The sequence below is a fragment of the Nocardia sp. NPDC051911 genome (genome assembly GCF_040681035.1).
Taxonomy (GTDB): Bacteria; Actinomycetota; Actinomycetes; order Mycobacteriales; family Mycobacteriaceae; genus Nocardia; species Nocardia sichangensis.
In genome coordinates this window covers 104873-125628 of sequence record NZ_JBFAXY010000002.1, presented here as the reverse complement: position 1 = coordinate 125628, position 20756 = coordinate 104873, and the positions used below count along the sequence as shown (strand labels likewise).

Below are 20756 nucleotides of genomic sequence, written 5' to 3'. Positions count from 1 at the left end.
GGTGCCGTCGTATAGAGAATTTCGGCCATAATGTCCGCGTGGAGCGGATACAGGATCCGGATATCCGCGATTGGAACTTTCCGCGCGGCGTGGCCAGCGTGGCGCTGATGGTCGGATACGCGGCCGAACACGGCGTGTCCTCGGCGCGCATGCTGCACGGCACCGCGCTCGGTGAGCAGCAATTGCGCGATCCGGACGTCCAGATCGACGCGCACACCGAACTGACGGTCATCCGCAATCTCGTCCGCGAACTCGCCGACCGGCCCGCGCTGGGTGTGGAGGTCGGTCGCCGCTACCGGATCACCACCTTCGGCATCTTCGGCTTCGCCTGCGTCAGCAGCCCGACACTCGGGGAGGCGATCAGCTTCGCGCTGCGTTATCTGGACCTCAGCTTCACCTTCTGCATCCCGGTGGCCGAGTGGGGCGCCAGCGAGTTCGTCGCGGTGGTGCGCGACGAGGCGGTGCCGACGGACGTGCGGCAGTTCCTCGTCGAACGCGACGTCACCGCGATGCACCAGGTGATGAGCGATCTGCTCGGCACACGCCTGCCGCTGACCAGGGCGGAATTCCGTTTTCCCGATCCCGGCTACGCGGAGCGGATCGCCGAGGTGACTCTCGTGCCGCCGCGTTTCGGCATGCCGCACAACCTGTTCGCGATCGAACCGATGCTGCTGGAACAACCGTTGCCGCAGGCCAACGAGCAGACCTGGGCGATGTGCCTGGCGCAGTGCCGGGAACTGGTGCACCGCCGCAGGGCGCGCACCGGCATCGCGGCCGAGGTGCGCGAACGTCTTGTGCCGCGCGGCGGCGCGGACGGATTCGCCGCTCCGCCCGGCATCGACGCCGTGGCGAACGATCTCAACATGAGCACCCGCACGCTGCGGCGGCACCTGGACGCCGCGGGTACCAGCTATCGCGCGCTGCTGGACGAAGTGCGTCGTGCGCTGGCGGAGGAAATGCTCACCGCCACACCGCTATCGGTGAGCGACGTCGCCATCCGTCTCGGCTACGCCGAAGCGTCGACCTTCATCTTCGCCTTCAAACGCTGGACCGGTAACACCCCGGCGGCCTATCGCCGCGAACGTGCCGTCCGGCGTTAGCCCTCTTCGCCGCGGCCGCTCCTGCTGCCGATGTATGCCAACTCGCGAATCTTGCCGACAGCCTTGGGAAACAACTCCACCTCGGCCGGGTGATTGAGCATCGGATCGAAGTAATCCGTGCGGTACTCGGCGGAGTCGGCGGGACGCAGAGTGAGTTCCGCGACTCGCCAAGTCGGCCCGCCGAGGCGGCCCGCGGTGAGGGTGAAGCTGACCAGATCCTCGTCGAGGTGGGCTTGCATCGCCTCCAGCGACGCGGACGCGGGCTGCACGCTGTCCGGCTCGGCGAAGAACCAGGTGGGCGAGGAGTTGCTGATCCGATAGGGCATCAGGCAGCCGTACCGGGCGCTGGCCCAACCGCGCGCGGGGGTGATCACCAACCGGCCCAGCGGTCCCCGGCCGGTGGTGGCCAGCGCGAAATCCCAAGGCTGCTCGTCGCGATCGAGCACGCGGAACGCCAGGCCGAGCACATCGGGCAGGCCGTTCGGCAACCCGATGCCCTTGGACACCCGTGCGATGACCGCGCGATCGCCGCTGCCGAACAGCGGCTCGAATTCGGGCTCCGCGTGCAGACGGCCGGCCAGGTGCAAGCCCGAGGGGTGGAATACCCGCGCGTGCCGGATCCGGGCTCCGGCCGCGAACGCGTTCTTCACCACTGCGGCTGGTAGATCGACCATGGCGGATCCTCCCGGTAGGCGTCGTGTGCCTCCCGATTGCCCCGGCACGTGCCGGGTAAACCGCTGTCAGACCGGCTGCACGCCGATCCGGCCGCCCATCGGAACCGCCCGGAAATGGCTGGTGAGGCGGTGGTCGTCACCGATGACGTGCAGCGCCACCGCCGGGTCAGGCGCGTAGTCCATGACGTGGTCGGGCAGGTCGAGTTCCCACTCGCCGCTGAGCACCGATGCGGTGCTGGGGGCCACCAGCAGCGGGCGTCCCCCGAAGGTGGTCGTCGCGGCGGAGTGCGCGTGCCCGGTGAGTACGCCGACGATCCGGTCGTCACCGGCCACGAGGTCGGCGAACCGTTGCGGATCGGCCAGGGAGATCACGTCGACGATCGGGCTGAACAGGTGCGCGGGCGGGTGGTGCAAGGCGAGCAGGATCGGCTTGCCCGCGGGCGCCGCGTCGAGGACGCCGCCGAGCCAGTCATAGGTCTCGTCCGCGAGCTGCCCGCCCGGCTGCCCCGGAACGCTCGAATCCAGCAGCGCGACGGTGAGATCGCCGATGCGATGCGCGTGGTTGATCGGGGCATCGGAGGCGGGCTCGCCGAGCAGGCTGGTGCGGAAGCCCGCGCGGTCGTCGTGATTGCCCGGGATCGCGTACACCGGGATCTCGCCGTCGAAAGCGGCCTTGGCCTCCGCGAACTGCTCCGGTTTGCCGGAATCGGTGACGTCGCCGGTCACCAGGATGGCGTCCGGCTTGCGGCGCAGCCCCGCGACGAAGTCCATCACCCGCCGCACACGCTGGGCGTTACGGGTGCCGAGATCGAAATGGGTGTCGCTGACCTGAGCAACCAGGATCATCGGCATTCGCTTTCGCTAGGGGTTCGCTGCATTGCGTCAGATTGCGCGCGCGTCGCGTCCGCGGCACCTCATAAGGCTAGTTGACCTGCGCATTACGCGTCGTCATGACGCTCGCCACCGTACGAGCGGTGCTCGTCGCATTGTGTGCTGGATCACATTGCGTGGACTCGTGGGGGGTCAAGTGGCGGGGCGGTCGGACACCGTGTCGGAGAGGGTCCGCAAAGCGCGCAGGAACGCGCTGCGATCCGGCGCGGGCAGCCGCTCGAGCAGTCGGTCCTCCCCGGCCTGGATGTCGCGCTGGGCGCGGTCGCGAAGGGTGCGGCCCGCGTCGGTGAGCGACAGCAGGTTCACCCGGCGGTCCGTGGGGTCCGGTTCGCGTGTGATCAGGCCGCGGCGCTGGAGTTCGTCGAGGACGCCGATGATGCGGGTCTTGTCCGCGCCGATCGCCTTGGCCAGCGCCGCCTGGGTGTAGACAGGTTCGGCGTCGAGGCCGAGCAATACGGAGTAGCCCCACATGGACAGTTCGTGCCGCTCCAGGATGGGCAGTTCGAGGGCCATGAGCGCCCGCCCGAGCGGCACGATCATCGCGGCGAGATCGGGGCGGGCGTTGGACATGGATCGACGATACTGCTTGGCAAATCGTAAGCTTGCGCATATGATAAGCTCATGCTTACTGAATCTGCCGAAGGATTGCGCGACCGGCATGCCCGTTCTGTCCGACTGAGCGTGGACGTCGTCGACCGCGTCCGTCCCGATGCGCTGGACGCCGAGACACCCTGCGCGGGTTGGCGTCTTCGTGACCTGCTGGAACACATGATCACGCAGAACCACGGCTTCGCCGCCGCCGCGCGGGGCAGCGAGGATCTCGATGTCTGGACCGTGCGCGCGTCGGCCGATCCGGTCGCCGACTATCGCGCCTCCGCCGACGACGTCCTCGCCGCGTTCGCCGCCGAGGACGTGCTCGAGCGCTCGCTGCTGCTGCCGGAGATCTTGCCCGACCAGGGGATTCCCGCCGTTCGCGTGATCGGCTTCCACCTCGTTGACAGCGTCGTGCACGCCTGGGATGTCGCGCGCTCGATCGGCGAGACCATCACACCCGATCCCGACGTGGCCGAGGCGGCGCTGGCCATCGCCCTCGCCGTCCCCGATGGTCCGGAGCGCTCCGTCCCGGGCGCGGCTTTCGCACCGGCACTGTCCGTTCCGGAACACACGCCGACCCTCGACCGCATCCTTTTGCTCCTCGGCCGTGCGCCGAGCTGGCCGAACTGATCTGCTCGAGCGGCCCGATAGACCGTTTCTACTCGGTGCATCGGCTCTGTGCACACGGGGCAGACCGCCTGGGGATGACTGTGGACGAACAGCGAGCCGGTATCTGCCGCCGAGCGAGCGCGACGGAGCGGCGACGGTTTGCGTGCTTCGCGATGGCGCCAGTGGTGAGCAGCGACCTCGATGGCACTCGCGCGCTGTTTGCCGCTCTAGGCGAGCGCGCCCCATAGGTGCTGGCTGTGGGCCGATTCCCGTACGGCCCTGGCCGAGATTCGGCGCGGTTATCGTGCCGGGGCACAGTGTCGACGTTCTTCGCAGCGGTCGACGCCCAGGCAACGGGCTGTGCGAAGACCGCATCGGGCGGCCCGGCTAGTCGAGAGTCCGCAACAGGTCGGTTGCGCGTTCCAAGGCCGCCGGGTCGGCGGATTCGTGTAGCGGGGCCCAGAAGCCCGCGTCGGGCTCGGCGGCCAAGACCAGTTCCGGCGGGGTGCGCCAGGAAGCGGTGAGGCCGAGACGCCAGGAATGCAGGTAGGTCCGCGAGGGGGCGCCGGAGCGGTCGAACAGGGGATCGCCGACTATCGGATGGCCGGTCCAGGCCAAATGGACGCGAATCTGGTGGCGACGGCCGGTCACCGGGCGCAGCGCGAGAACGGTATGCGCGGGACCCCGCAGCACCGTCGCGAACCGGGTGAGCGAGGGGTAGTTCTTGGCGGGCAGCAAGTCGGCGTCGTCCACGAACCAGCGGCCCGCCTCCTGACGGATGCTTTCGCGCGGCGCCGCGATCCGCACCCGGTTCTTGCGCCCCACGCTGAGCGGCAGGTCGAATACGCCGGTATCGGGCAGGCCGGTGGCCGCGACGACGGCCAGGTACGCCTTGTCCGCGGTCTGCTTGTTGAACTGCCTGGTCAGCTCGCCGTGGGCGGACAGCTCCTTCGCGAAGAGGATCAAGCCGGAGGTCACCTTGTCGATCCGGTGCACCGGATACAGCGTCTCTCCCTCGGCCGCCGCCAGCTCGACGAGATCGGTGTCGTGGCGCTCGCCCATGACGGAGATCCCGGCGGGTTTGTGCAGGGCGAGAATCGCCGCGTCCTCCTCGACGAGGCAACGCGCGCGCAGCTGTGACCAGTCCTTGTCCACCGGACGAGCCTAGGGCGGCCGTCGGCGTCGGGCGGAGATCGGGGCTATCCGCCGTTCCTGCCGTTGTGGCGCAGCAGGTGCGGACGCAGGCGATTGAAGCCGCGCACTCGGACGCTGCGCAACTGCTTGATCGCGAACGCCGGGTCGCCGTTCAACTCCGTGGCGGCGTGGTCATCGATCAGGACCGTGCCCGGCCGCGCGACGCCGGTGAGCCGGGAGGCGATGTTCACCACCGAGCCGTACAGATCCCCGAACCGTTGCAATACCGGGCCGTAAGCGAGGGCGACGCGCAACTCCGGCGTGCCCCCGACCATCATGGTGGACTCTTGGATGGCCAGCGCTATGCGCGCGGCTTCGGCGGCGCTTTCCGTGGCGAACATGACTTCGTCGCCCACGTTCTTGATCACCCATCCGCCGTTCTCGGTGATGGCGGCGGTGGTGGTGGACTCGAACGCCTCGAGCAGCATGGACAGCTCGTCGGGATGCAGATGCCTGGTCAGCCTGGTGTAGCCGACCATGTCGGCGAAACCGACGGCCAGTTCGCGCACCGACTCGCCCGCGCTCGTCCCCGGGTCGAGCGACCGCGACAGCGACGCGGCCAGGTGCCGCCGCCAGGCATAGGTGTTCAGCTGCTCCAATGTGGCTATGGCGCCCTCGGTGGCGGTGCGCACCGTCTCTTCGGGGTCGGCGCCGGGATCGGCTCGGGCGATGCGCTCCTCGATCTCCGCGAGCACCAGGTCGACCTGCCACTCCGCCAGGCGCGCCATCCCTTGGCCGAGCGTGCGCGCGGTCGCCGACTGCTGCCGGGTGTCGGCCGAGGACAAAACGGTCAGCTGCTCGAAGTTGCGCACCGCCGCGACGTCGGCGTCGGTGTAGTCCACCGCCTCGTCACCGATGCTCGACGGAAAACCGAGCGCCATCCACAATCGACGGGTGAGCGCCGTCGTCGTCCCCGACTGTTCGGCGACCTCGGTGCGGTTGTACCGGCGCGCACCGTCGAGCAGATAGGACTCGACGACCGCTTGCACCGACTGGGACCTCTCGCTGGGCACCATGATCGGTACCTTACGGCCCGGATCCGACGAGGCGGCTTCCATTGGGCGAGTTCACATACCTCTCCTACGCCACGTCGATTCCGGTGCCGCGCCGATAACACGCACGCCCCCCGCGATCCAGCCGGACTGCCGCCGCCGTAACGCGCGGGTTCGGTCCGTCCGGCCGCGTTCGCATCCCGGCGAAGGCCGTCCGCGCAGCGCGTGGCTGCTCACTCGGCAGTGGACGGGGTGCGGCCGCGGAAGGTGCGGCGCAGATCGTCGACCCACTGGGCCGGAATCTCCCACGGGATGAAGTGACCACCGTGGTCGTGGGCGGTGAGGTTGACGTGGTTGTACCAATCGCCGCGGTCGCTGTCGAGGAACGCTTGCACGCGCCGGTCGGTGTCGACGCCCGGCGGGTTCTCGTAGCCGACGAAGGTGATGCCGGTCGGAGCCTCGATGGGCGGCTGCCGGTCGTGCGACGGCGTCCAGGGATAGCGATTGTTGTTGGCATAGGTGCGGATGGACGTGCCGATGGAATTGGTGACCCAGAAGATCATCGCGTGGGTGAGCAGGTCGTCCTTGCCGAAGACCGACTCGATGTCGCCGCCGTTGTCGCTCCAGCTCACCCAGCGCTGCAAGATCCAGGCCAGCAACCCGGCGGGTGAGTCGGACAGCCCGTAGGCGAGAGTGCTCGGTTCGAGCACATGTGCGGTCAGGTGGACGGCGAAACGTCGTTCCAGTTCGAGGATCCGGTCGTGCACGGCGGCGGGCAGGCCCTCCGGGATGGGATTGCCGCCGGTGATGTCCCAGGCACGGTCGCCGCTGAACAGGGTCAGCTTCTGACCGGAGCCGATATGGATGCCGTACAGCTCGTCGGCGTACTTGTGCCCGAGTTGCCCGGTGACCAGCGCGCCGACGTCGCAGCCCGCCGCGGCGTACTTCGCGTGCCCGAGGGTCTCGGTCATCAGGACGTGCCAGAGGTCGGCGACCTTCCAGAAGTTCATGTCCGGGTTCTTCGGCAGCGGTGCGGAGAATCCGAATCCGGGGAACGACGGGACGATCACATCGAAGGCGTCGGCGGGGTCGCCGCCGAACGCCGCCGGGTCGGCCAGCGGGTCGATCACCTTGGCCCAATGCCAGAAGGTCCATGGCCAACCATGGGTGAGGATCAACGGCGTCGGGTCGGGTCCGACGCCCGGCTTCCGCAGGAAATGCACCGGCACCCCGTCGATCTCGACGAAGTAGTGGTCATAGGCGTTGAGTGCGGCCTCGGCCGCACGCCAGTCGTAATCGGTGCGCCAGTACTCGACCAGCTCCTGCAAATAGTCGCGGGACACGCCGTAGGACCAGTCGTCGTTTTCCGCGTCGACCGGCCAGCGGGTCAGTTCCAATCGCCGCCGCAGGTCGGCGAGCACGTCGTCGGATACATGAATAGGCGTGGGGTCCAGCGGGAACGGCCGCGTCTCGGCTCCACGCGAAGAGGGCTCCTGACTCACCGGGCCAGTATGCTCCGTGCGCTCTTCCGCGAGGCTGTGCAGAACATCACGGTGGGATTTGACCACCGAGGTAATCGCGGCTCGCGGCAGGCTCCGCTAGCGTCGGGAAGACGGACGGAGATCTGAGCGGAGGGCGCTGTGGTCGGGACCAGGCGGGCCGCGCGGCCCGAGATCACCGAAGGCGTGCTCGAGCACGGCATGCCGTACTTCGCGATCGGTTCCGGTCGGCCGCTGGTCTTTCTCCGGTGGTTCAGTCCCGACCACGCGAATCCCCGCGGTCGGATGCTCGACTCCGAGGTGAGAGTTCTGCGGCCGCTGGCGCGGAGCTTCCGGGTCTACGCGGTGGGCCGCGCGCCCGGCATGGCCCAGGGCATCACGATGGCGGAGATCGCGGCCGAGCACGCCGACGCGCTGCGCGCCGAGTTCGGCGAGCCGGTCGACGTGCTCGGCATCTCCTCGGGCGGGTCGGTGGCGCTGCAACTCACCGCCGACCATCCCGAGGTCGTGCGCCGCCTCGTCGTCGCGTCGTCCGGATGCCGTTTGGATCCGGTCGCCAAGGAAGGCCAGATGCGTTACGCCGAAGCGGTTCTGCACGGGCGCCGCGCGATGCACCACCTGGCGTCGAGCAGCGTCTCCTCGCCCGCCGCCGCTCGTCTCGCGGCGGCCGCCATGTGGTTGCTGGACCCGTTGAGCCGCCCGCGCGACCCTGCCGACACGTACGCCTTTCTCCGCGCGGAGGACGAATTCGACATCACCGAGCGCCTCGGTGAGATCCAGGCCCCGACGCTCGTCATCGGAGGCGAACGAGACGCCGCCTACAGCCTCGCCACTTTCCGCCGCACCGCCGACGGCATCCCCGATTCCCACCTCGCCATCTATCCGGGCGCGGGGCACGTGAGCGCGCTCAGGCGCCCCCGCTTCGCCATCGACGTCGTCAACTTTCTCGACCAGCCCTGACTCGCCACCGCTGTGCGCCTGGATAGTCGTCGGCTGTTCCTCTCGGCTGGGCCGGGTGACGGCCCGCGGGACGCTGAAAGGGTTCGGCGCGTTCACGGTTCGGGGGTAGGAGTCCAGTAGCCGGCACGGTGGTGTACCGCGGCCGTGCGGATCGCCGCGCGGAGACGATCGGTCAACTGGGCGGGAGCGGACAGATCGCCCCAGGTCCAGCGCACGACCACCCAGCCGAGTGCGCGGAGCCGATCCGCGCGGACGTTCTCCGCCGTGACCACCCGAGCGGCGGGCGGCGCGGCTCGGCGGTGATCGCTTCCGTCGAATTCGCCGATCACACCGAGATCGGGAAACAGGAAATCGACACGGCCGACACAGATCTCGTCATCGGAGAAGACCCGAGCCTGCACTTCGGGAGCCGGAAGACCCGCCCGGTGCAGCAGGATCCGGCTCAGGGACACGCCGACGTTCGCGCTGCGCCCGTCCAGGAAGTCCAGGACGAGAGCGGCACGGCGGCATCCGGGCCTGCGCCGGGCCCGGCGCAGGTGTTCCCGCAGTTCCGCCGTGGTGGTCAAGCCCTGGCGTAGCGCGGAATCCCCGAGAGCGACGGACTGTTCGAATCCTTCCGAGCGCGCGATGTCCAAGACCGTCCGCGCCGGGGTGGTCACCCGTATGTCGTCGACCAAGGTGATCTCGTCGGGCTCCATCCGAGCCGAATGGACTACCACCCGTCGGCTCAGCCGGCCGCCGTTGATCCGGTTCCTGGTCAGATGGACCCGGTCGAGCGGAATGCCCCAGGTCGTCATCCCGTGCAGCACCGCCGCCGAACAGTGGCTCGTGACGGCGGAGTCGGACGTGGACTCCGCGGTGGCCAGCGTCATCAGCAGATGCCTGCCGGTGGCGCCGAGACCGGAGCCCGGCGCGCTCAGATAGTGCCCGGCGCGCAGGCGCTGCCATTTCCCGGTTCTGCACAGCCGGTGCAATGTCTTGTCGGACAGACCGGATGCCAGCGCCTGCTGACGCGAGATCAGTTGCGGTGCTTCCATACCGACGATCGTGATCGACCGGCGATCCGGGAAACCCCCGCGCGGCGGCGCATGTGGACAACGCGCGGGCTGTGGACAACTCCGGGGAGTCAGCCCATCTGGGTCATTCCGGCCGCGACCACCTGGGCTACGTTCAGCACTTCGTCGGCGGTGGGCAGCGGCACGCCGTCGAGCGCGTGCAGCCGGTCGGTGCTGGCGATCGCGAACATCGCCGAGACCCAGGCCGCGGCGCACGCGCGCAGGGTTCCGGGACGGACCGGGCCGGGGGCGCTCGCCTGGAGCACCTTCGCGGTCACCTCCAGCATCTGGTCGCGCAGGCGGCGCAGTTGCCGCCGCACGTCGGGATGGGTGTCGGCCTCCCGCCACAGGATCACCCGCAGTACCGACGAGTGGTGGTCGCGCAGGTTCAGCGCGGCGTCGAGGTTGACCAGGCTCGCCGCCGGATCTCCCGGCGTAACCACGGTGCCGATGTCGTCGATCGGCCGCGCGGGCACCCGCTCGGACATCAAGGCGGACAGGATCGAATCCTTGGTCGGGAAGTAGTAGAAGACGAGTCCTTTGGGGACGCAGGCCGCGGCGGCGATGGCCGCCGTCGCGGTGGCGTCGTATCCCTGTGCCGCGAAGAGGTCCTCCGCGGCGTCGAGGATCAACTGCCGAGCGTCGCCGTCGGCTTTCGCGCTGCGGCGGCGTCCGGCGCGCCGGGTTCCCGGTCGCTGCATCAGTGATGCGGAGCCATGTCGTGCAGACGCCCCGACACCGTCGGCAGCGCCGCGACCGCGACCACCGCCGTCACCACCCCGACTACCCATGCGGTCCAGGATGCGCTGCGGTACGCGGTGTAGTCCATGGCCCACGGCGAGATGAACAACAGCAGGCCGCACAGGCCCATCGCGTAGTCCGCCGACGCCATGTCGGGGCGGGCCATCTGCGCCAGACCGGTGAGCGCGATGAGCACGCCGAGCACGATCAGCGCCCACATGGCGTTGTTGTTGTGGTCGACCCACAGGGGTGACAGTGCGGCGAAGGCTCCGAGCACGACGGCCAGGAGATCCTGCGCGCGGCTCTCGGTGAACATGTGTACCTCCTCAGGCTGTGCGTATGTCCTGACCTCGGTCTAGTCCTGATTGACCGCCCGATCAACATCGGAACGGACACGGTTGTGCGACGGTTGACCGGCCGCTCCGCGTGACGGTCCTCACAGAGGAATGAACCAAGCAGAGGTTAGGGTGAGCTTCGTCGCACCGCCGGTTCCGCGGAATCGGCGGCCGGATTCCACTGAAGGGATGGCCGCATGACCGCGCCGATCGTGATCGTCGGAGCCGGCCTCGCCGGCCTGCGCACCGCGGAGGAATTGCGCCGCGCGGGCTATGCGGGCGACCTCGTGCTCATCGGTGACGAGTCGCGGTTGCCCTACGACCGGCCGCCGCTTTCCAAGCAGTTCGTACGCGGCGAAACCGATGACACCACACTGCGTCCGAGCGAGTTCTACGCCGAGAAGCAGATCGATCTGCGCCTGAGCACCGAAGCCGTCGGGGTCGACACCGGTGCGCGCCGCGTTCGCCTCGCCGACGGCGCCACGCTGGACTATGACCAGCTGATCATCGCCACGGGTCTGCGCCCGCGCCGTCTGCCCGGCCTGCCCGAGTTGCGCGGCGTGCACGTGCTGCGCGGCCATTCCGACGCCGTAGCCCTGCGCGCCGATCTGAGCGGCGCGAGCACCGCGCTGGTCGTCGGCGCCGGCTTCATCGGCTGCGAACTCGCCGCGAGTTTCCGGGCGGCGGGAGTGGATGTCGTGCTGGTCGAACCGCAGGCGACGCCACTGGCCTCGGTGCTCGGCGAAGCGGTGGGCGAACTGGTCGCGCGGATGCATCGCGCGGAAGGGGTGGATCTGCGCTGCGGCATCGGCGTGGACACCCTGTTCGGCGACGAGTCGGGGCGGGTGCGCGGTGCGCGGCTGTCCGACGGTACCGAGATCGCCGCCGACCTCGTCGTGATCGGCGTGGGTTCGCGGCCGGTGACCGAATGGCTGCGCGATTCCGGGATCGCGCTGGCCGAACCGTCGGCCGGTGGCGGCGTGCTCGCCGACGAGGTGGGACGGACCTCCGCCGACGGTGTCTGGGCGGTCGGCGACGTGGCGGCCTGGCTGCACGAGACCGGACTCCGCAAGCGTGTCGAACACTGGACCAATGCCGGTGAACAGGCCAAATTGGTCGCCTGCGCGCTGCTGGGCGCCGAACCGCCCACGGCGGCGCGCGTCCCGTACTTCTGGAGCGACCAGTACGACGTCAAGATCCAGGCCCTCGGCACTCCCGGCGCGACCGACGAGGTGCACATCGCCTCCGACGACGGCCGCAAATTCCTCGCCTACTACGCCCAGGGCGGCAACCTCACCGGCGTCGTCGGCGCGGGCATGACGGCACAGGTGATGAAGGCCCGTGCCAAGATCGCGTCCGGTGCGCCGGTGACCGAGTTGCTCGCACCCAGCTGAGGGCGCGCCCGGCGGGAGCCGCGGAACGGCGGCTACGGCATCGAGCAGGTACGGGTACCGGTCGCCGAATCCTCCGCGACTATGGCCGCCGTGGCCCGCGTGCGCGCGCCGGTTGCGGAGCGTGCGCCGCGGCGCGCACGGCGTGTGGGGGTGTCATGGGGCTGTAATACGGTGGTGCGGTGATCGTCGCGCTCATCGACTCGGGTCTGGGGTTGCTGCCCACTGCCGCTTGGTTGCGCAAGTTGCGGCCCGACGTGGATCTGCTGCTGCAGCTGGATCCGGACGGGGCGCCGTGGGGGCCGAAGCCGGAGGACTGGGTGGTCGAGCGGGTGGTGAACGCCGCGCGGGCCTCGCTTCGTTCGGGCGCGGAGGTGATCGTGCTGCCGTGCAACACCGCCAGCGTGACGGCGCTGGAGCACGTGCGCGCGGAGGTCGGGCCCGGCGTGCCGGTGATCGGCACCGTGCCCGCGATCAAGCCCGCGGCGGCCGTGTGCCGGTCGGTGGCGGTCTGGGCCACCGCGGCGACCACGGCGAGCCGGTACCAGGCCGATCTGATCGCCAAATTCGGCGGCGACGCCGATGTGGTCGGGGTGGCGTGTCACGGGTTGGCGGACGCGATCGACCGTGGCGACCTGACCGCCGCCCACGAAGCGATCGGCAGCGCGGCGGAGCGGACGCCGCCCGGCGTGGAAGGCGTGGTGCTCGGCTGCACGCACTACCCGCTGGTGACCGACGCGATCGTGGCCGCGTTGCCAAACGGCGTCCGGCTCTTCGACAGCGCGCAAGCCGTTGCCGCGCAGACCATTCGGCGCATCGAGGCGCTGGGCCGCCCCACCACGGGTACCGGGGTGATCCGGGTGCTCAACAGCGGTCGGCCCGGTGCGCTGCCCACCAGCGCGGCCGCCTTCGAGTCCGGCCGCGTACTGGGCGCGCAGGGGTGAACCGCTGCCCGGCGCGGGCGCGTCCGCCACTTCTCGGAACAGGAGCATGGTTCGATGACCGACTCGGTGACCGCGGCCGACGTGCGGGCGGCGTTGCGGGAACTGGCGAATCCGGCTGATGCGACGCAGCTACAGCGGTTCTTCAAGACCGGTCCCGGCGAATACGGCGAGGGTGACGTGTTCCTCGGCGTCCGGGTACCGGCGAGCCGCCGGGTCGCCAAGCGCTTCGCGACACTTCCGCTCGACGAGATCGACCGGCTGCTCGACAGCGACGTGCACGAAGACCGGTTCGCCGCGCTGGTGATCTTGAACGCGCGATTCGCCAAGGCGTCCCAGCCGCGCTCCTTCGACGACGCCGCCCGCGCCGCCATGGTGCGGTTGTATCTGGCGGCCGTGCGCCGCGGACGGGTGAACAACTGGGATCTGGTGGACGTGTCGGCGGAGAACATCGTCGGCCCGTGGCTGCTGGACAAACCGCGTGACCTGCTGTTCGAGCTGGCGGCCACCGAGTCGCTGTGGGAGCGGCGGGTGGCGTTGCTGTCCACGTTCGCGTTCATCAAGGCGGGTGATGCCTCGACTACCTTCGCGCTGTGTGAACTGCTGCTCGACGACCGGCGCGACCTGATCCAGAAGGCGCTGGGCTGGATGCTGCGCGAAGTCGGCAAGCGCGTCGACCGCGGCCTGCTGACCGGATTCCTCGACCGGCACGCCCCGGCCATGGGACGCACCGCGTTGAGCTACGCGACCGAGCATCTGCCGCACGGGGCTCGCGCGGAATACCGCGCGCGATAGGCGAAGCAAACGATCGGCGAATTATTTCAGGCGAGCGCGCTCAGAACTGGATCTTCAGGTGGTCGGTCACCGGGTGCGCCTGGCAGCCGAGGATGTAACCGTTCTCGATATCCTCCGGGTCGAGAATTTCGGCGTTGTCCATTTCGACCTTGCCCTCCAGCACCGTGCACGCGCACGAGCCGCACTCGCCTTCCTGGCAGGAGTAGGGCACGTCCAAGCCCTTGGCCAGCATGATGTCCACCAGCGTCTGCTTGCGCGGCCACTTCAGTTCGTGCACTTCGCCGTCGAGTTCGACTTCCACGGTCGCCGCGTCGGCCGCCTCCTCGTCGGAGACCTCGACCGGCGCCTGATCGGCGAACGGATCGCCGGCCAGCGAGTTGAACACCTCGGCGTGCGTGCGCGTGCGCGGCACGCCCAGTTGCCCGAGCGCGTCGTGCACCCGGTCCATGAACGGCTTCGGCCCGCACATGTACGCGTCGTAGCCGCGATACGGGGCGACGAGGGTGGCCAGCGCGTCGGCCGTCGGCAGGCCCTGCAGGTATTCCAGCCAGTGGATCACGGTGAGCCGCTGCGGGTGCTTGTCCGCCAGATCGCGCAGCTCACCGGCGAAGATCACGGACTCGTGGTCGCGGTTGGCGTATACCAGCACGATGCGGCCGTTTCCGCGGGCCAGAGCCGACTTGAGGATGGACATGACCGGCGTGATGCCGCTGCCCGCGCCGAACAGCAGCAGGTCGTCGTCGAGATCCTTCGGGGTGAAGACGCCGGAGGGCGGCAGCACCTCGATCTGGTCGCCCGCTTTCACGTTGTCGCACACCCAGTTCGACCCGTAGCCGCCCTCGGTCCGCTTGACGGTCACCTTCGGACGGTCGTCGGTGTAGGGCGAGCTGGCCAGGGAGTAGCACCGCGCCACCGAGCCGGTCCGGTCGCTGGGGATGCGCAGGGTGAGGAACTGTCCCGGCTGGTAACGGAACTTCTCGGCCAGCTCGTCGGGAACGTCGAAGACCAGCGAGCGGGTGTCGGCCGTCTCGGCGATGACCGCGGACACCCGCAGCACGACCGAGCGCGAGCCGTGGGGAACCTCGACAGTGGTCATGTCGTCCTCTCGAACCTGGCACGGGCAACCCGCGACGCAAAAACTAGAACGTGTTTCAGTTTCATCGTACGTCGGTCGTCGCCTGGCGGACAAGCTGGGCTTCCAGACCGGCGATCAGCACCTCCATGCCGAAGTCGTAGGAGTAGCGTCCGCGCAGGTCACCGATGTACCGGGTGGCCCGATCGACAACCGGTGGCAGCGTGACATCGGCAGGCGCCGAGCGGTCGCGCGGGTTCACCCGGCTGCGGCCGAACAGGTAGGTGTGGATGGTGGCGTAGGCGGCGAGGATGTTGCGATCGCCGAACCCCGCGTCGTCGAGGATGTCCATGATCGCGGCGATCAGGTCCAGCTGTTTGCCCAGCATCTGCTCGATCAGGATGTCGCCGAGGCCGGGATGCTTGCGCAGCTTCTCGTCGATCTGGTCGACGAGATCGCGCAGCCGATGCTGCCACGTGCCGGATTCGGCCGGTGGCGTGCGCACTCCGGTGAGGGCCGCGCTGGCGACCAGATCCAGCAGCTCGCGCTTGTCGGCGACGTAGTAGTAGGGCGCCATCGGGGAGACGCCGAGTTCGCGGGAGAGTCGCCGCATCGACAGTTTCTCCACGCCGTCCTCGCGTACCACCCGCAGCGCGGCCTCGACGATCTCGGACTCCGACAGCGTGCTGCCGCCCCCGTTCGTCTGCATTCGTCCGACTCCCATGCCACCTCTACCACTGCGGGCGTGCTGCCCGTCACATTCTGTTCAGCTGCTTGCCACCCGCAGTCTAGAGCGCCGGGCATCGGTCCCGTCGCCGCCTGTTCCACTCGGCTCGCGGCGGAATCGGCTCCTCGCTCGGCGCGCGCGGCGGCTGGGACCTCCCGGATCGCCGGATAAGTGAAACCTGTTGTTTTGTCAGTTTATGACGTTATTGTGTGAGCACGGACTGCACCGGGCAGTTCGCACACGGATCGTCCTCGCGGAGGTAGCCATGCCGGAATACGGGTCCACCGGACACGCAGACACCGACAACACCGGACGGATGGAGGCCGCCGCCGCGCGGTCGGCCGAAGAAGCGCCGCTGGTCGAGGAGAGCCTCATCGAAGAGGTGTCCATCGACGGCATGTGCGGCGTCTACTGACGGGCGGTCGATGACGATGCTCGATCTCGATACCCGCTGGCAGCTGCATCCGCGAGTGGCGCTGCGTCCGGAGCCGTTCGGCGCGCTGCTCTACCACTTCGGCACGCGCAAGCTCTCCTTCCTGAAGAATCCGCGGATCGTCGAGATCGTCCGGTCGCTGCCGGAGCACACGTCGGCGCGCACCGCCCTGCGCGCGGCGGGCGTGCCGGAGAAGAACGCCGCGGCTTACGTCAAAGCGCTGACACAGCTGGCCGAATCCGACATGATCATCGGTGCGCCGGCCGGCGCACCGACGGCGCCCTCCGTCGCGAGCGCGGCCACGGCGCCGCCGTCGACGGCGGGGGTGGTCCCGCCGTCGGACGCGGCGGTTCGCCTGGTGGACCGCTTCGAGTCCGGTCTCGCCGCGCCGATCTGTCTGACCTGGGAACTCACCTACGCCTGCAACCTGTCCTGCGTGCACTGCCTGTCGTCTTCGGGGCGCAGGGATCCGCGCGAGCTGAGCACCGAGCAGTGCAAGGCGCTGATCGACGAGTTCGAACGTATGCAGGTGTTCTACGTGAACATCGGCGGTGGCGAGCCCACCGTGCGCCCGGACTTCTGGGAACTGGTCGACTACGCGACCGCGCACCATGTGGGCGTGAAGTTCTCCACCAACGGAGTGCGGATCACGCCCGAGGTCGCGGCCCGGCTGGCCGCCAGTGACTACGTCGACGTGCAGGTGTCGCTGGACGGCGCCGACGCCGAGGTCAACGACGCCGTGCGCGGGCCTGGCTCCTACGCCATGGCCATTCGCGCGCTGGAGAATCTCGCCGCGGCGGGTTTCCGGGACGCGAAGCTGTCGGTGGTGGCGACCAGGCACAACATCGCACAGCTCGACGAGTTCCGCGCCATCGCCGAAAAGTACGGCGCCACCTTGCGTTTGACCAGGTTGCGGCCGTCGGGCCGGGGTGCGGACGTGTGGGACGACTTGCATCCCACGCCCGATCAGCAGCGCGTCCTCTACGACTGGCTGCTGCGCAACGGGGAGGGCGTGCTCACCGGCGACTCGTTCTTCCACCTGTCGGCGTTCGGCGCGGCGCTGCCGGGGCTGAACATGTGCGGTGCGGGACGGGTGGTCTGTCTGGTCGACCCGGTGGGTGACGTCTATGCCTGCCCGTTCGCCATTCACGATCGGTTCCACGCCGGAAACGTCGTGGCCGACGGCGGTTTCGAGGCGGTATGGCGATCCTCGGAACTGTTCGGGGAGCTGCGCGAGCCCAGTGGCGGCGGCGCGTGCGCCTCGTGCAGCCATTACGACGCCTGCCGCGGCGGCTGCATGGCGGCGAAGTTCTTCACCGGGCTGCCCGCCGACGGGCCTGATCCGGAGTGCGTCCAGGGGTACGGCGAAGCGGCGCTGGCCGACACGGCGCGGATGATCCCGCGTTCGTCGGTCGACCATTCCCGCCGGGTCGCCCCGCGCGCGGGCGGGCGCAAGGGCGGACCGGTTCCGCTGACGCTGAGCGCGACGCGCCCGGCCGGATTCACGCCGGAACGCCGCCCGGCGCGGGCCTGCGACGAGAGCCCGCTGGCATGAAGCCATGAAGTTTGCCAAAAGTATGCTGAGAGCACGGGTGTGGCTATCGTCCGGTCGTCGACCGGGCGATAGCCGCTCCGTTGCCGGATGCTGGGAAACGGGTGCGAGCGAACACTCGGCATCGGGTACGGCGCGCGGCCGTTCCGGTGGCGGGACGGTTTCGCCCGGAAATCTGCCGTTTTTTCCGGACTGTTGATGTCTACCCGCGAAACTCCGCCTAGCATGCCAGGAATGCGCCATGATCGCCTGCCCGATGGATTCGGGGTGCGGATCGATCCCCGGGTACGCGCATACTCCGGCGGGCGGGTTCTGATCGGCGGTTCGCCGGCCAGGTTGCTGCGACTTGCCCCGGAGGCCGCCGAGATGATCGGCGACGGGTACCTCGAGGTGACCGGCCCGAAGTCCGCCGTCGTTGCCAGACGGCTGCTCGACTCCGGAGTGGCCAACCCCCGCCCCCGGCTGCTGCCTTCGCCGGACGACGTCACCGTCATCGTGCCGCTGCACAACAACGCCGAGGGACTGGCGCGGCTGCTCGCGGCGTTGCGCGGGCACAACGTCATCGTGGTCGACGACGGGTCCGACCAGCCGGTGCGGATACCGCGCAACCGTGGCACCAGGTGCCGGGTGACCGTGCTGCGGCACGACCGCAAGCAGGGACCCGCGGCCGCGCGCAACGCCGGCTTGCGGGCGGCGACAACCGACTTCGTCGCATTCCTGGATTCCGACGTGGTGCCGCGCAGCGGATGGCTGGAAGTGATGCTCGGCCATTTCAGCGACCCCGGGGTGGCGCTGGTCGCCCCGCGGATCGTCGCGCTGGACCCGGAGTCCAACGCGCTGGCGCGCTACGAGCACACCCGCTCCTCGCTCGACCTGGGCAGGCGCGAGGCTGCGGTGCACTCGCGCGGGCTGGTGTCCTACGTGCCGAGCGCGGCGCTGCTGGCGCGGCGCAGGGCGCTGCTGGAACAAGGCGGCTTCGACGAGTCGATGCACGTCGCCGAGGACGTCGACCTGTGCTGGCGGCTGGAGCGGGCGGGCTGGCGGCTGCGCTACGAGCCCGCGGCCCACGTGGCGCACGACCACCGGGTGTGCTTCCGCGCGTGGTTCGGCCGAAAGCTGTTCTACGGCACCGGCGCGGCGCCGCTGGGCGAGCGGCACGCGGGAACGGTGTCACCGCTGTCGGTGCCGTCCTGGACGCTGCTGGCCGCGTTCCTGTTCGCGACGCTCACCAAGTGGGGACTGTTCGGCGGCATCGTCACCCTGATCACCGCGCTGGCCCGGTTGCGCCGCGTCTTCGCCGGGCTGGACAACTCCACCCGGATCGCCGCGATCTATCTGGCGCGCGGCTTCTTCGCCGGACTATGGCGTCTGGCCTCGGCGATGTGCAGGCATTACTGGCCGATCACGGTGCTGGCGATGTTCTTCTCCCGTCGGGTGCGGCGCATCGCGATCACCATGGCCGTCGCGGACGGATTGGCCGACTGGTTCACCCACCGCGACTCGGGCGGCCTCGATCCCGTCCGCTACACCGTCTACAAGCGCCTCGACGACATCGCCTACGGCACCGGCCTGTGGCTCGGCGCGTTCCGCGCGCGCAGCGTGGAAGCGCTGAAACCCACCACACCATCCCGTTGATCGACCCGAATCACCCGCGATGACCTGGATCTTGCCCGCACCCTCGCCGCGCCGCCGTCCGGCTACGCGGACCGCGCCGAGATACTGAACGGGAGTCCGAATGGCCGACACGCTCATCGTCGGGGGCGGTACCGCCGGGTGTGTCCTGGCGGAGCGGTTGAGCGCCGATCCGGCGCACACGGTGCGGCTGCTCGAAGCCGGTCGGATGTGGAGCAGTCGCGAGGCGATGCCCGCCGAGTTGCTGGACGCCGCGTCGCTGCCGATCGGTCCGGAGGCCCCGTGGCTGTGGCGTTACGAGGTGGTCCTCGCCGACGACCCGCCGGTGCCGGCAACCATCGTGCGCGGCAAGGTGATCGGCGGCTCGGGGGCGGTCAACGGCGGTTACTTCGTCCGTGCCACGGTGGCGGATTTCGACGCATGGAGCCGGGTGCTCGGCGACTCGGACAGCTGGTCGTTCGATTCCGTGCTTCCGCTCTACTGCCGGATCGAGCGTGACCTCGACTTCGGCGAACAGCCCTGGCACGGCGACCGCGGCCCGATTCCCGTGGTGCGCAGCTCGGATCCCTCGCCGGTCAGCGCGGCGTTCACGGAGGCCTGCCTCGCGTCCGGGTTCGCCGAGGTGCCCGATCTCAATGCCCCCGGCAGCGGGGAGGGGGTGGGCGCGGTGCCGTGCAATTGCGACCGAGGCAGGCGCATCGGCCCGTCGATCGGCTATCTGCTGCCCGCGCTGACCCGCCCGAACCTGACCGTCGCCGGGGAAACGTCGGTCACGCGCATCCGCTTCGACGGAACCCGTGCGGTCGGCGTGGAGTACGTACGCGATGGCGAGAGCGGCATCGAGTGGGCCGACCGGATCGTGCTCTGCGCGGGCGCGATCGAGTCGGCCACGCTGCTGTTGCGCTCCGGCATCGGCGACCCGGAACGGCTGCGCCCCCTCGGTATCCCGGTCGTGCACGCCGCCCCGGTGGGCTCCTGGCTCAGCGACCATCCGGAAGTGGGCATCTCCTATCTGCTGCACCTGGCCGAACCGCCGAGCGTCCCGCTGGAGACGGTGCTCGAGGTGGACGATGTCGAAATCCGGCCGTACGCCGTGTCGTTCACACCCGGGGTGCGCAGGCTCGGCGTCACACTGATGCGGCCGCGATCCTCCGGCGTGCTCCGCTTGCGGTCGGCCGACCCCGGCGCCGCGCCGCTGATCGACTACCGCTACCTGACCGCCGACCAGGATCGCGCCCGATTACGCGACGCGGTGGCGACCGCGGGCGGGCTGCTGCGACGAATGAACGCGCGGCCGGTCGATCCGATTCCGCGGCCCGCGGATCTCGATGCCTGGTTACGCGCGAATCTCGCCACTTCGCAACATTTGTCCGGAACCTGTCGAATGGGCCGGGAAAACGATGCGGCTGCCGTGGTGGACGAGCGCTGCCGGGTGCGCGGAGTTACCGGGTTGTCCGTGGTGGATCTCTCCGTGGTGCCGGTGCCGCTCGGTCGTGGACCGCAGGCCACGACCATGGTGATCGCGGAAAAGGCGGCCGCACACCTGTGCTCGTGAAGTGAAAGACGGTT

The 20756-nt window shown here is 69.3% G+C and carries 21 protein-coding genes and 1 pseudogene; 11 read left to right on the top strand and 11 right to left on the bottom strand.

Features of this window, described 5'->3' with window-relative positions:
• Positions 1-38 precede the first annotated feature (38 nt).
• Positions 39-1100 carry an AraC family transcriptional regulator gene (locus tag AB0L97_RS03540; RefSeq protein ID WP_355074884.1) on the top strand — a complete coding sequence of 354 codons (1062 nt, stop codon included), beginning with the start codon at positions 39-41 and terminating at the stop codon, positions 1098-1100.
• Here AB0L97_RS03540 and AB0L97_RS03535 read toward each other — a convergent pair.
• From AB0L97_RS03535 to AB0L97_RS03525, 3 genes are all read right to left on the bottom strand, one after another.
• Positions 1097-1774, bottom strand: a complete 678-nt coding sequence (locus tag AB0L97_RS03535) for a phosphodiesterase (RefSeq protein WP_355074882.1) — start codon at positions 1772-1774, stop codon at positions 1097-1099. The two genes, AB0L97_RS03540 and AB0L97_RS03535, sit on opposite strands and share 4 nt — an antisense overlap.
• A 66-nt stretch (positions 1775-1840) precedes the next feature.
• A complete protein-coding gene (locus AB0L97_RS03530) occupies positions 1841-2626 on the bottom strand; it encodes a metallophosphoesterase (RefSeq protein ID WP_355074880.1) in 786 nt (261 codons plus the stop codon).
• 171 nt (positions 2627-2797) lie between these two features.
• On the bottom strand, positions 2798-3235 hold the full coding sequence (locus AB0L97_RS03525; RefSeq protein WP_355074878.1) for a MarR family transcriptional regulator: 438 nt from the start codon (positions 3233-3235) through the stop codon (positions 2798-2800).
• A 51-nt stretch (positions 3236-3286) separates the two neighbouring features.
• Here AB0L97_RS03525 and AB0L97_RS03520 point away from each other — a divergent pair, with 51 nt between their 5' ends.
• Positions 3287-3889, top strand: a complete 603-nt coding sequence (locus tag AB0L97_RS03520) for a TIGR03086 family metal-binding protein (RefSeq protein WP_355074876.1) — start codon at positions 3287-3289, stop codon at positions 3887-3889.
• A gap of 366 nt (positions 3890-4255) precedes the next feature.
• Here AB0L97_RS03520 and AB0L97_RS03515 read toward each other — a convergent pair whose 3' ends face one another.
• The 3 genes from AB0L97_RS03515 to AB0L97_RS03505 form a co-directional block, all read right to left on the bottom strand.
• Positions 4256-5023: an RNA pseudouridine synthase gene (locus AB0L97_RS03515; RefSeq protein WP_356963730.1), complete on the bottom strand. Its 768-nt coding sequence runs from the start codon at positions 5021-5023 to the stop codon at positions 4256-4258.
• Positions 5024-5067: 44 nt separating this feature from the next.
• On the bottom strand, positions 5068-6078 hold the full coding sequence (locus AB0L97_RS03510; protein ID WP_364424945.1) for an adenylate/guanylate cyclase domain-containing protein: 1011 nt from the start codon (positions 6076-6078) through the stop codon (positions 5068-5070).
• Between the two features lie 209 nt (positions 6079-6287).
• Positions 6288-7556, bottom strand: coding sequence for an epoxide hydrolase family protein (locus AB0L97_RS03505; RefSeq protein WP_364424943.1), 1269 nt, complete (start codon positions 7554-7556; stop codon positions 6288-6290).
• Between the two features lie 138 nt (positions 7557-7694).
• Here AB0L97_RS03505 and AB0L97_RS03500 point away from each other — a divergent pair, with 138 nt between their 5' ends.
• Complete coding sequence (locus AB0L97_RS03500; protein ID WP_364424941.1) at positions 7695-8513, top strand: alpha/beta hydrolase; 819 nt, start codon at positions 7695-7697, stop codon at positions 8511-8513.
• Between the two features lie 92 nt (positions 8514-8605).
• Here AB0L97_RS03500 and AB0L97_RS03495 read toward each other — a convergent pair whose 3' ends face one another.
• The 3 genes from AB0L97_RS03495 to AB0L97_RS03485 form a co-directional block, all read right to left on the bottom strand.
• On the bottom strand, positions 8606-9550 hold the full coding sequence (locus AB0L97_RS03495) for a type IV toxin-antitoxin system AbiEi family antitoxin domain-containing protein (protein ID WP_364424939.1): 945 nt from the start codon (positions 9548-9550) through the stop codon (positions 8606-8608).
• Positions 9551-9639: 89 nt separating this feature from the next.
• The gene (locus AB0L97_RS03490) at positions 9640-10269 is read right to left on the bottom strand and encodes a TetR/AcrR family transcriptional regulator (RefSeq protein ID WP_355074864.1); all 630 of its coding nucleotides are present in this window, start codon (positions 10267-10269) and stop codon (positions 9640-9642) included.
• Positions 10269-10625: an SPW repeat protein gene (locus AB0L97_RS03485; protein WP_364424936.1), complete on the bottom strand. Its 357-nt coding sequence runs from the start codon at positions 10623-10625 to the stop codon at positions 10269-10271. Before AB0L97_RS03485 ends, AB0L97_RS03490 begins: the two co-directional genes overlap by 1 nt.
• Before the next feature lie 216 nt (positions 10626-10841).
• On the opposite strand from AB0L97_RS03485, the gene AB0L97_RS03480 reads away from it, so the two are divergent.
• The 3 genes from AB0L97_RS03480 to AB0L97_RS03470 all read left to right on the top strand — a co-directional run bounded on the left by AB0L97_RS03480 (position 10842) and on the right by AB0L97_RS03470 (position 13771).
• Entirely contained in the window at positions 10842-12038 is a 1197-nt protein-coding gene (locus AB0L97_RS03480; RefSeq protein ID WP_364424934.1) for an FAD/NAD(P)-binding oxidoreductase, read from the top strand.
• Positions 12039-12217: 179 nt separating this feature from the next.
• A complete protein-coding gene (locus AB0L97_RS03475; RefSeq protein ID WP_364424932.1) occupies positions 12218-12979 on the top strand; it encodes an aspartate/glutamate racemase family protein in 762 nt (253 codons plus the stop codon).
• 54 nt (positions 12980-13033) lie between these two features.
• Positions 13034-13771, top strand: coding sequence for a DNA alkylation repair protein (locus tag AB0L97_RS03470; RefSeq protein ID WP_364424930.1), 738 nt, complete (start codon positions 13034-13036; stop codon positions 13769-13771).
• A 40-nt stretch (positions 13772-13811) separates the two neighbouring features.
• Here AB0L97_RS03470 and AB0L97_RS03465 read toward each other — a convergent pair whose 3' ends face one another.
• Positions 13812-14867, bottom strand: a complete 1056-nt coding sequence (locus AB0L97_RS03465; RefSeq protein WP_364424928.1) for a ferredoxin--NADP reductase — start codon at positions 14865-14867, stop codon at positions 13812-13814.
• A 61-nt stretch (positions 14868-14928) separates the two neighbouring features.
• A complete protein-coding gene (gene mftR2, locus AB0L97_RS03460) occupies positions 14929-15552 on the bottom strand; it encodes a mycofactocin system transcriptional regulator MftR2 (protein ID WP_355074852.1) in 624 nt (207 codons plus the stop codon).
• A 334-nt stretch (positions 15553-15886) separates the two neighbouring features.
• Here mftR2 and mftA point away from each other — a divergent pair, with 334 nt between their 5' ends.
• The 5 genes and pseudogenes from mftA (at position 15887) to mftG (ending at position 20742) form a co-directional block, all read left to right on the top strand.
• A complete protein-coding gene (gene mftA / locus AB0L97_RS03455) occupies positions 15887-15985 on the top strand; it encodes a mycofactocin precursor MftA (protein WP_157170973.1) in 99 nt (32 codons plus the stop codon).
• A 10-nt stretch (positions 15986-15995) separates the two neighbouring features.
• Positions 15996-16244: pseudogene (gene mftB, locus AB0L97_RS03450) on the top strand (mycofactocin biosynthesis chaperone MftB); the annotation flags it as partial.
• A 3-nt stretch (positions 16245-16247) separates the two neighbouring features.
• Positions 16248-17558: a mycofactocin radical SAM maturase gene (mftC, locus tag AB0L97_RS03445; RefSeq protein ID WP_364425208.1), complete on the top strand. Its 1311-nt coding sequence runs from the start codon at positions 16248-16250 to the stop codon at positions 17556-17558.
• A gap of 231 nt (positions 17559-17789) precedes the next feature.
• Complete coding sequence (gene mftF, locus AB0L97_RS03440) at positions 17790-19190, top strand: mycofactocin biosynthesis glycosyltransferase MftF (RefSeq protein WP_355074850.1); 1401 nt, start codon at positions 17790-17792, stop codon at positions 19188-19190.
• Between the two features lie 100 nt (positions 19191-19290).
• On the top strand, positions 19291-20742 hold the full coding sequence (gene mftG / locus AB0L97_RS03435; protein ID WP_364424925.1) for a mycofactocin system GMC family oxidoreductase MftG: 1452 nt from the start codon (positions 19291-19293) through the stop codon (positions 20740-20742).
• Positions 20743-20756: the final 14 nt, after the last annotated feature.

Coding starts and splice junctions, on each gene's coding strand:
- AB0L97_RS03520 (WP_355074876.1), top strand. CDS start 3,287: ATGCTTACTGAATCTGCCGAAGGATTGCGCGACCGGCATGCCCGTTCT.
- AB0L97_RS03465 (WP_364424928.1), bottom strand. CDS start 14,867: ATGACCACTGTCGAGGTTCCCCACGGCTCGCGCTCGGTCGTGCTGCGG.
- AB0L97_RS03530 (WP_355074880.1), bottom strand. CDS start 2,626: ATGCCGATGATCCTGGTTGCTCAGGTCAGCGACACCCATTTCGATCTC.
- mftA (WP_157170973.1), top strand. CDS start 15,887: ATGGAGGCCGCCGCCGCGCGGTCGGCCGAAGAAGCGCCGCTGGTCGAG.
- mftR2 (WP_355074852.1), bottom strand. CDS start 15,552: ATGCAGACGAACGGGGGCGGCAGCACGCTGTCGGAGTCCGAGATCGTC.
- mftG (WP_364424925.1), top strand. CDS start 19,291: ATGGCCGACACGCTCATCGTCGGGGGCGGTACCGCCGGGTGTGTCCTG.
- AB0L97_RS03470 (WP_364424930.1), top strand. CDS start 13,034: ATGACCGACTCGGTGACCGCGGCCGACGTGCGGGCGGCGTTGCGGGAA.
- mftF (WP_355074850.1), top strand. CDS start 17,790: ATGCGCCATGATCGCCTGCCCGATGGATTCGGGGTGCGGATCGATCCC.
- AB0L97_RS03485 (WP_364424936.1), bottom strand. CDS start 10,625: ATGTTCACCGAGAGCCGCGCGCAGGATCTCCTGGCCGTCGTGCTCGGA.
- AB0L97_RS03480 (WP_364424934.1), top strand. CDS start 10,842: ATGACCGCGCCGATCGTGATCGTCGGAGCCGGCCTCGCCGGCCTGCGC.
- AB0L97_RS03490 (WP_355074864.1), bottom strand. CDS start 10,269: ATGCAGCGACCGGGAACCCGGCGCGCCGGACGCCGCCGCAGCGCGAAA.
- AB0L97_RS03535 (WP_355074882.1), bottom strand. CDS start 1,774: ATGGTCGATCTACCAGCCGCAGTGGTGAAGAACGCGTTCGCGGCCGGA.
- AB0L97_RS03525 (WP_355074878.1), bottom strand. CDS start 3,235: ATGTCCAACGCCCGCCCCGATCTCGCCGCGATGATCGTGCCGCTCGGG.
- AB0L97_RS03495 (WP_364424939.1), bottom strand. CDS start 9,550: ATGGAAGCACCGCAACTGATCTCGCGTCAGCAGGCGCTGGCATCCGGT.
- AB0L97_RS03510 (WP_364424945.1), bottom strand. CDS start 6,078: ATGGTGCCCAGCGAGAGGTCCCAGTCGGTGCAAGCGGTCGTCGAGTCC.
- mftC (WP_364425208.1), top strand. CDS start 16,248: ATGATCATCGGTGCGCCGGCCGGCGCACCGACGGCGCCCTCCGTCGCG.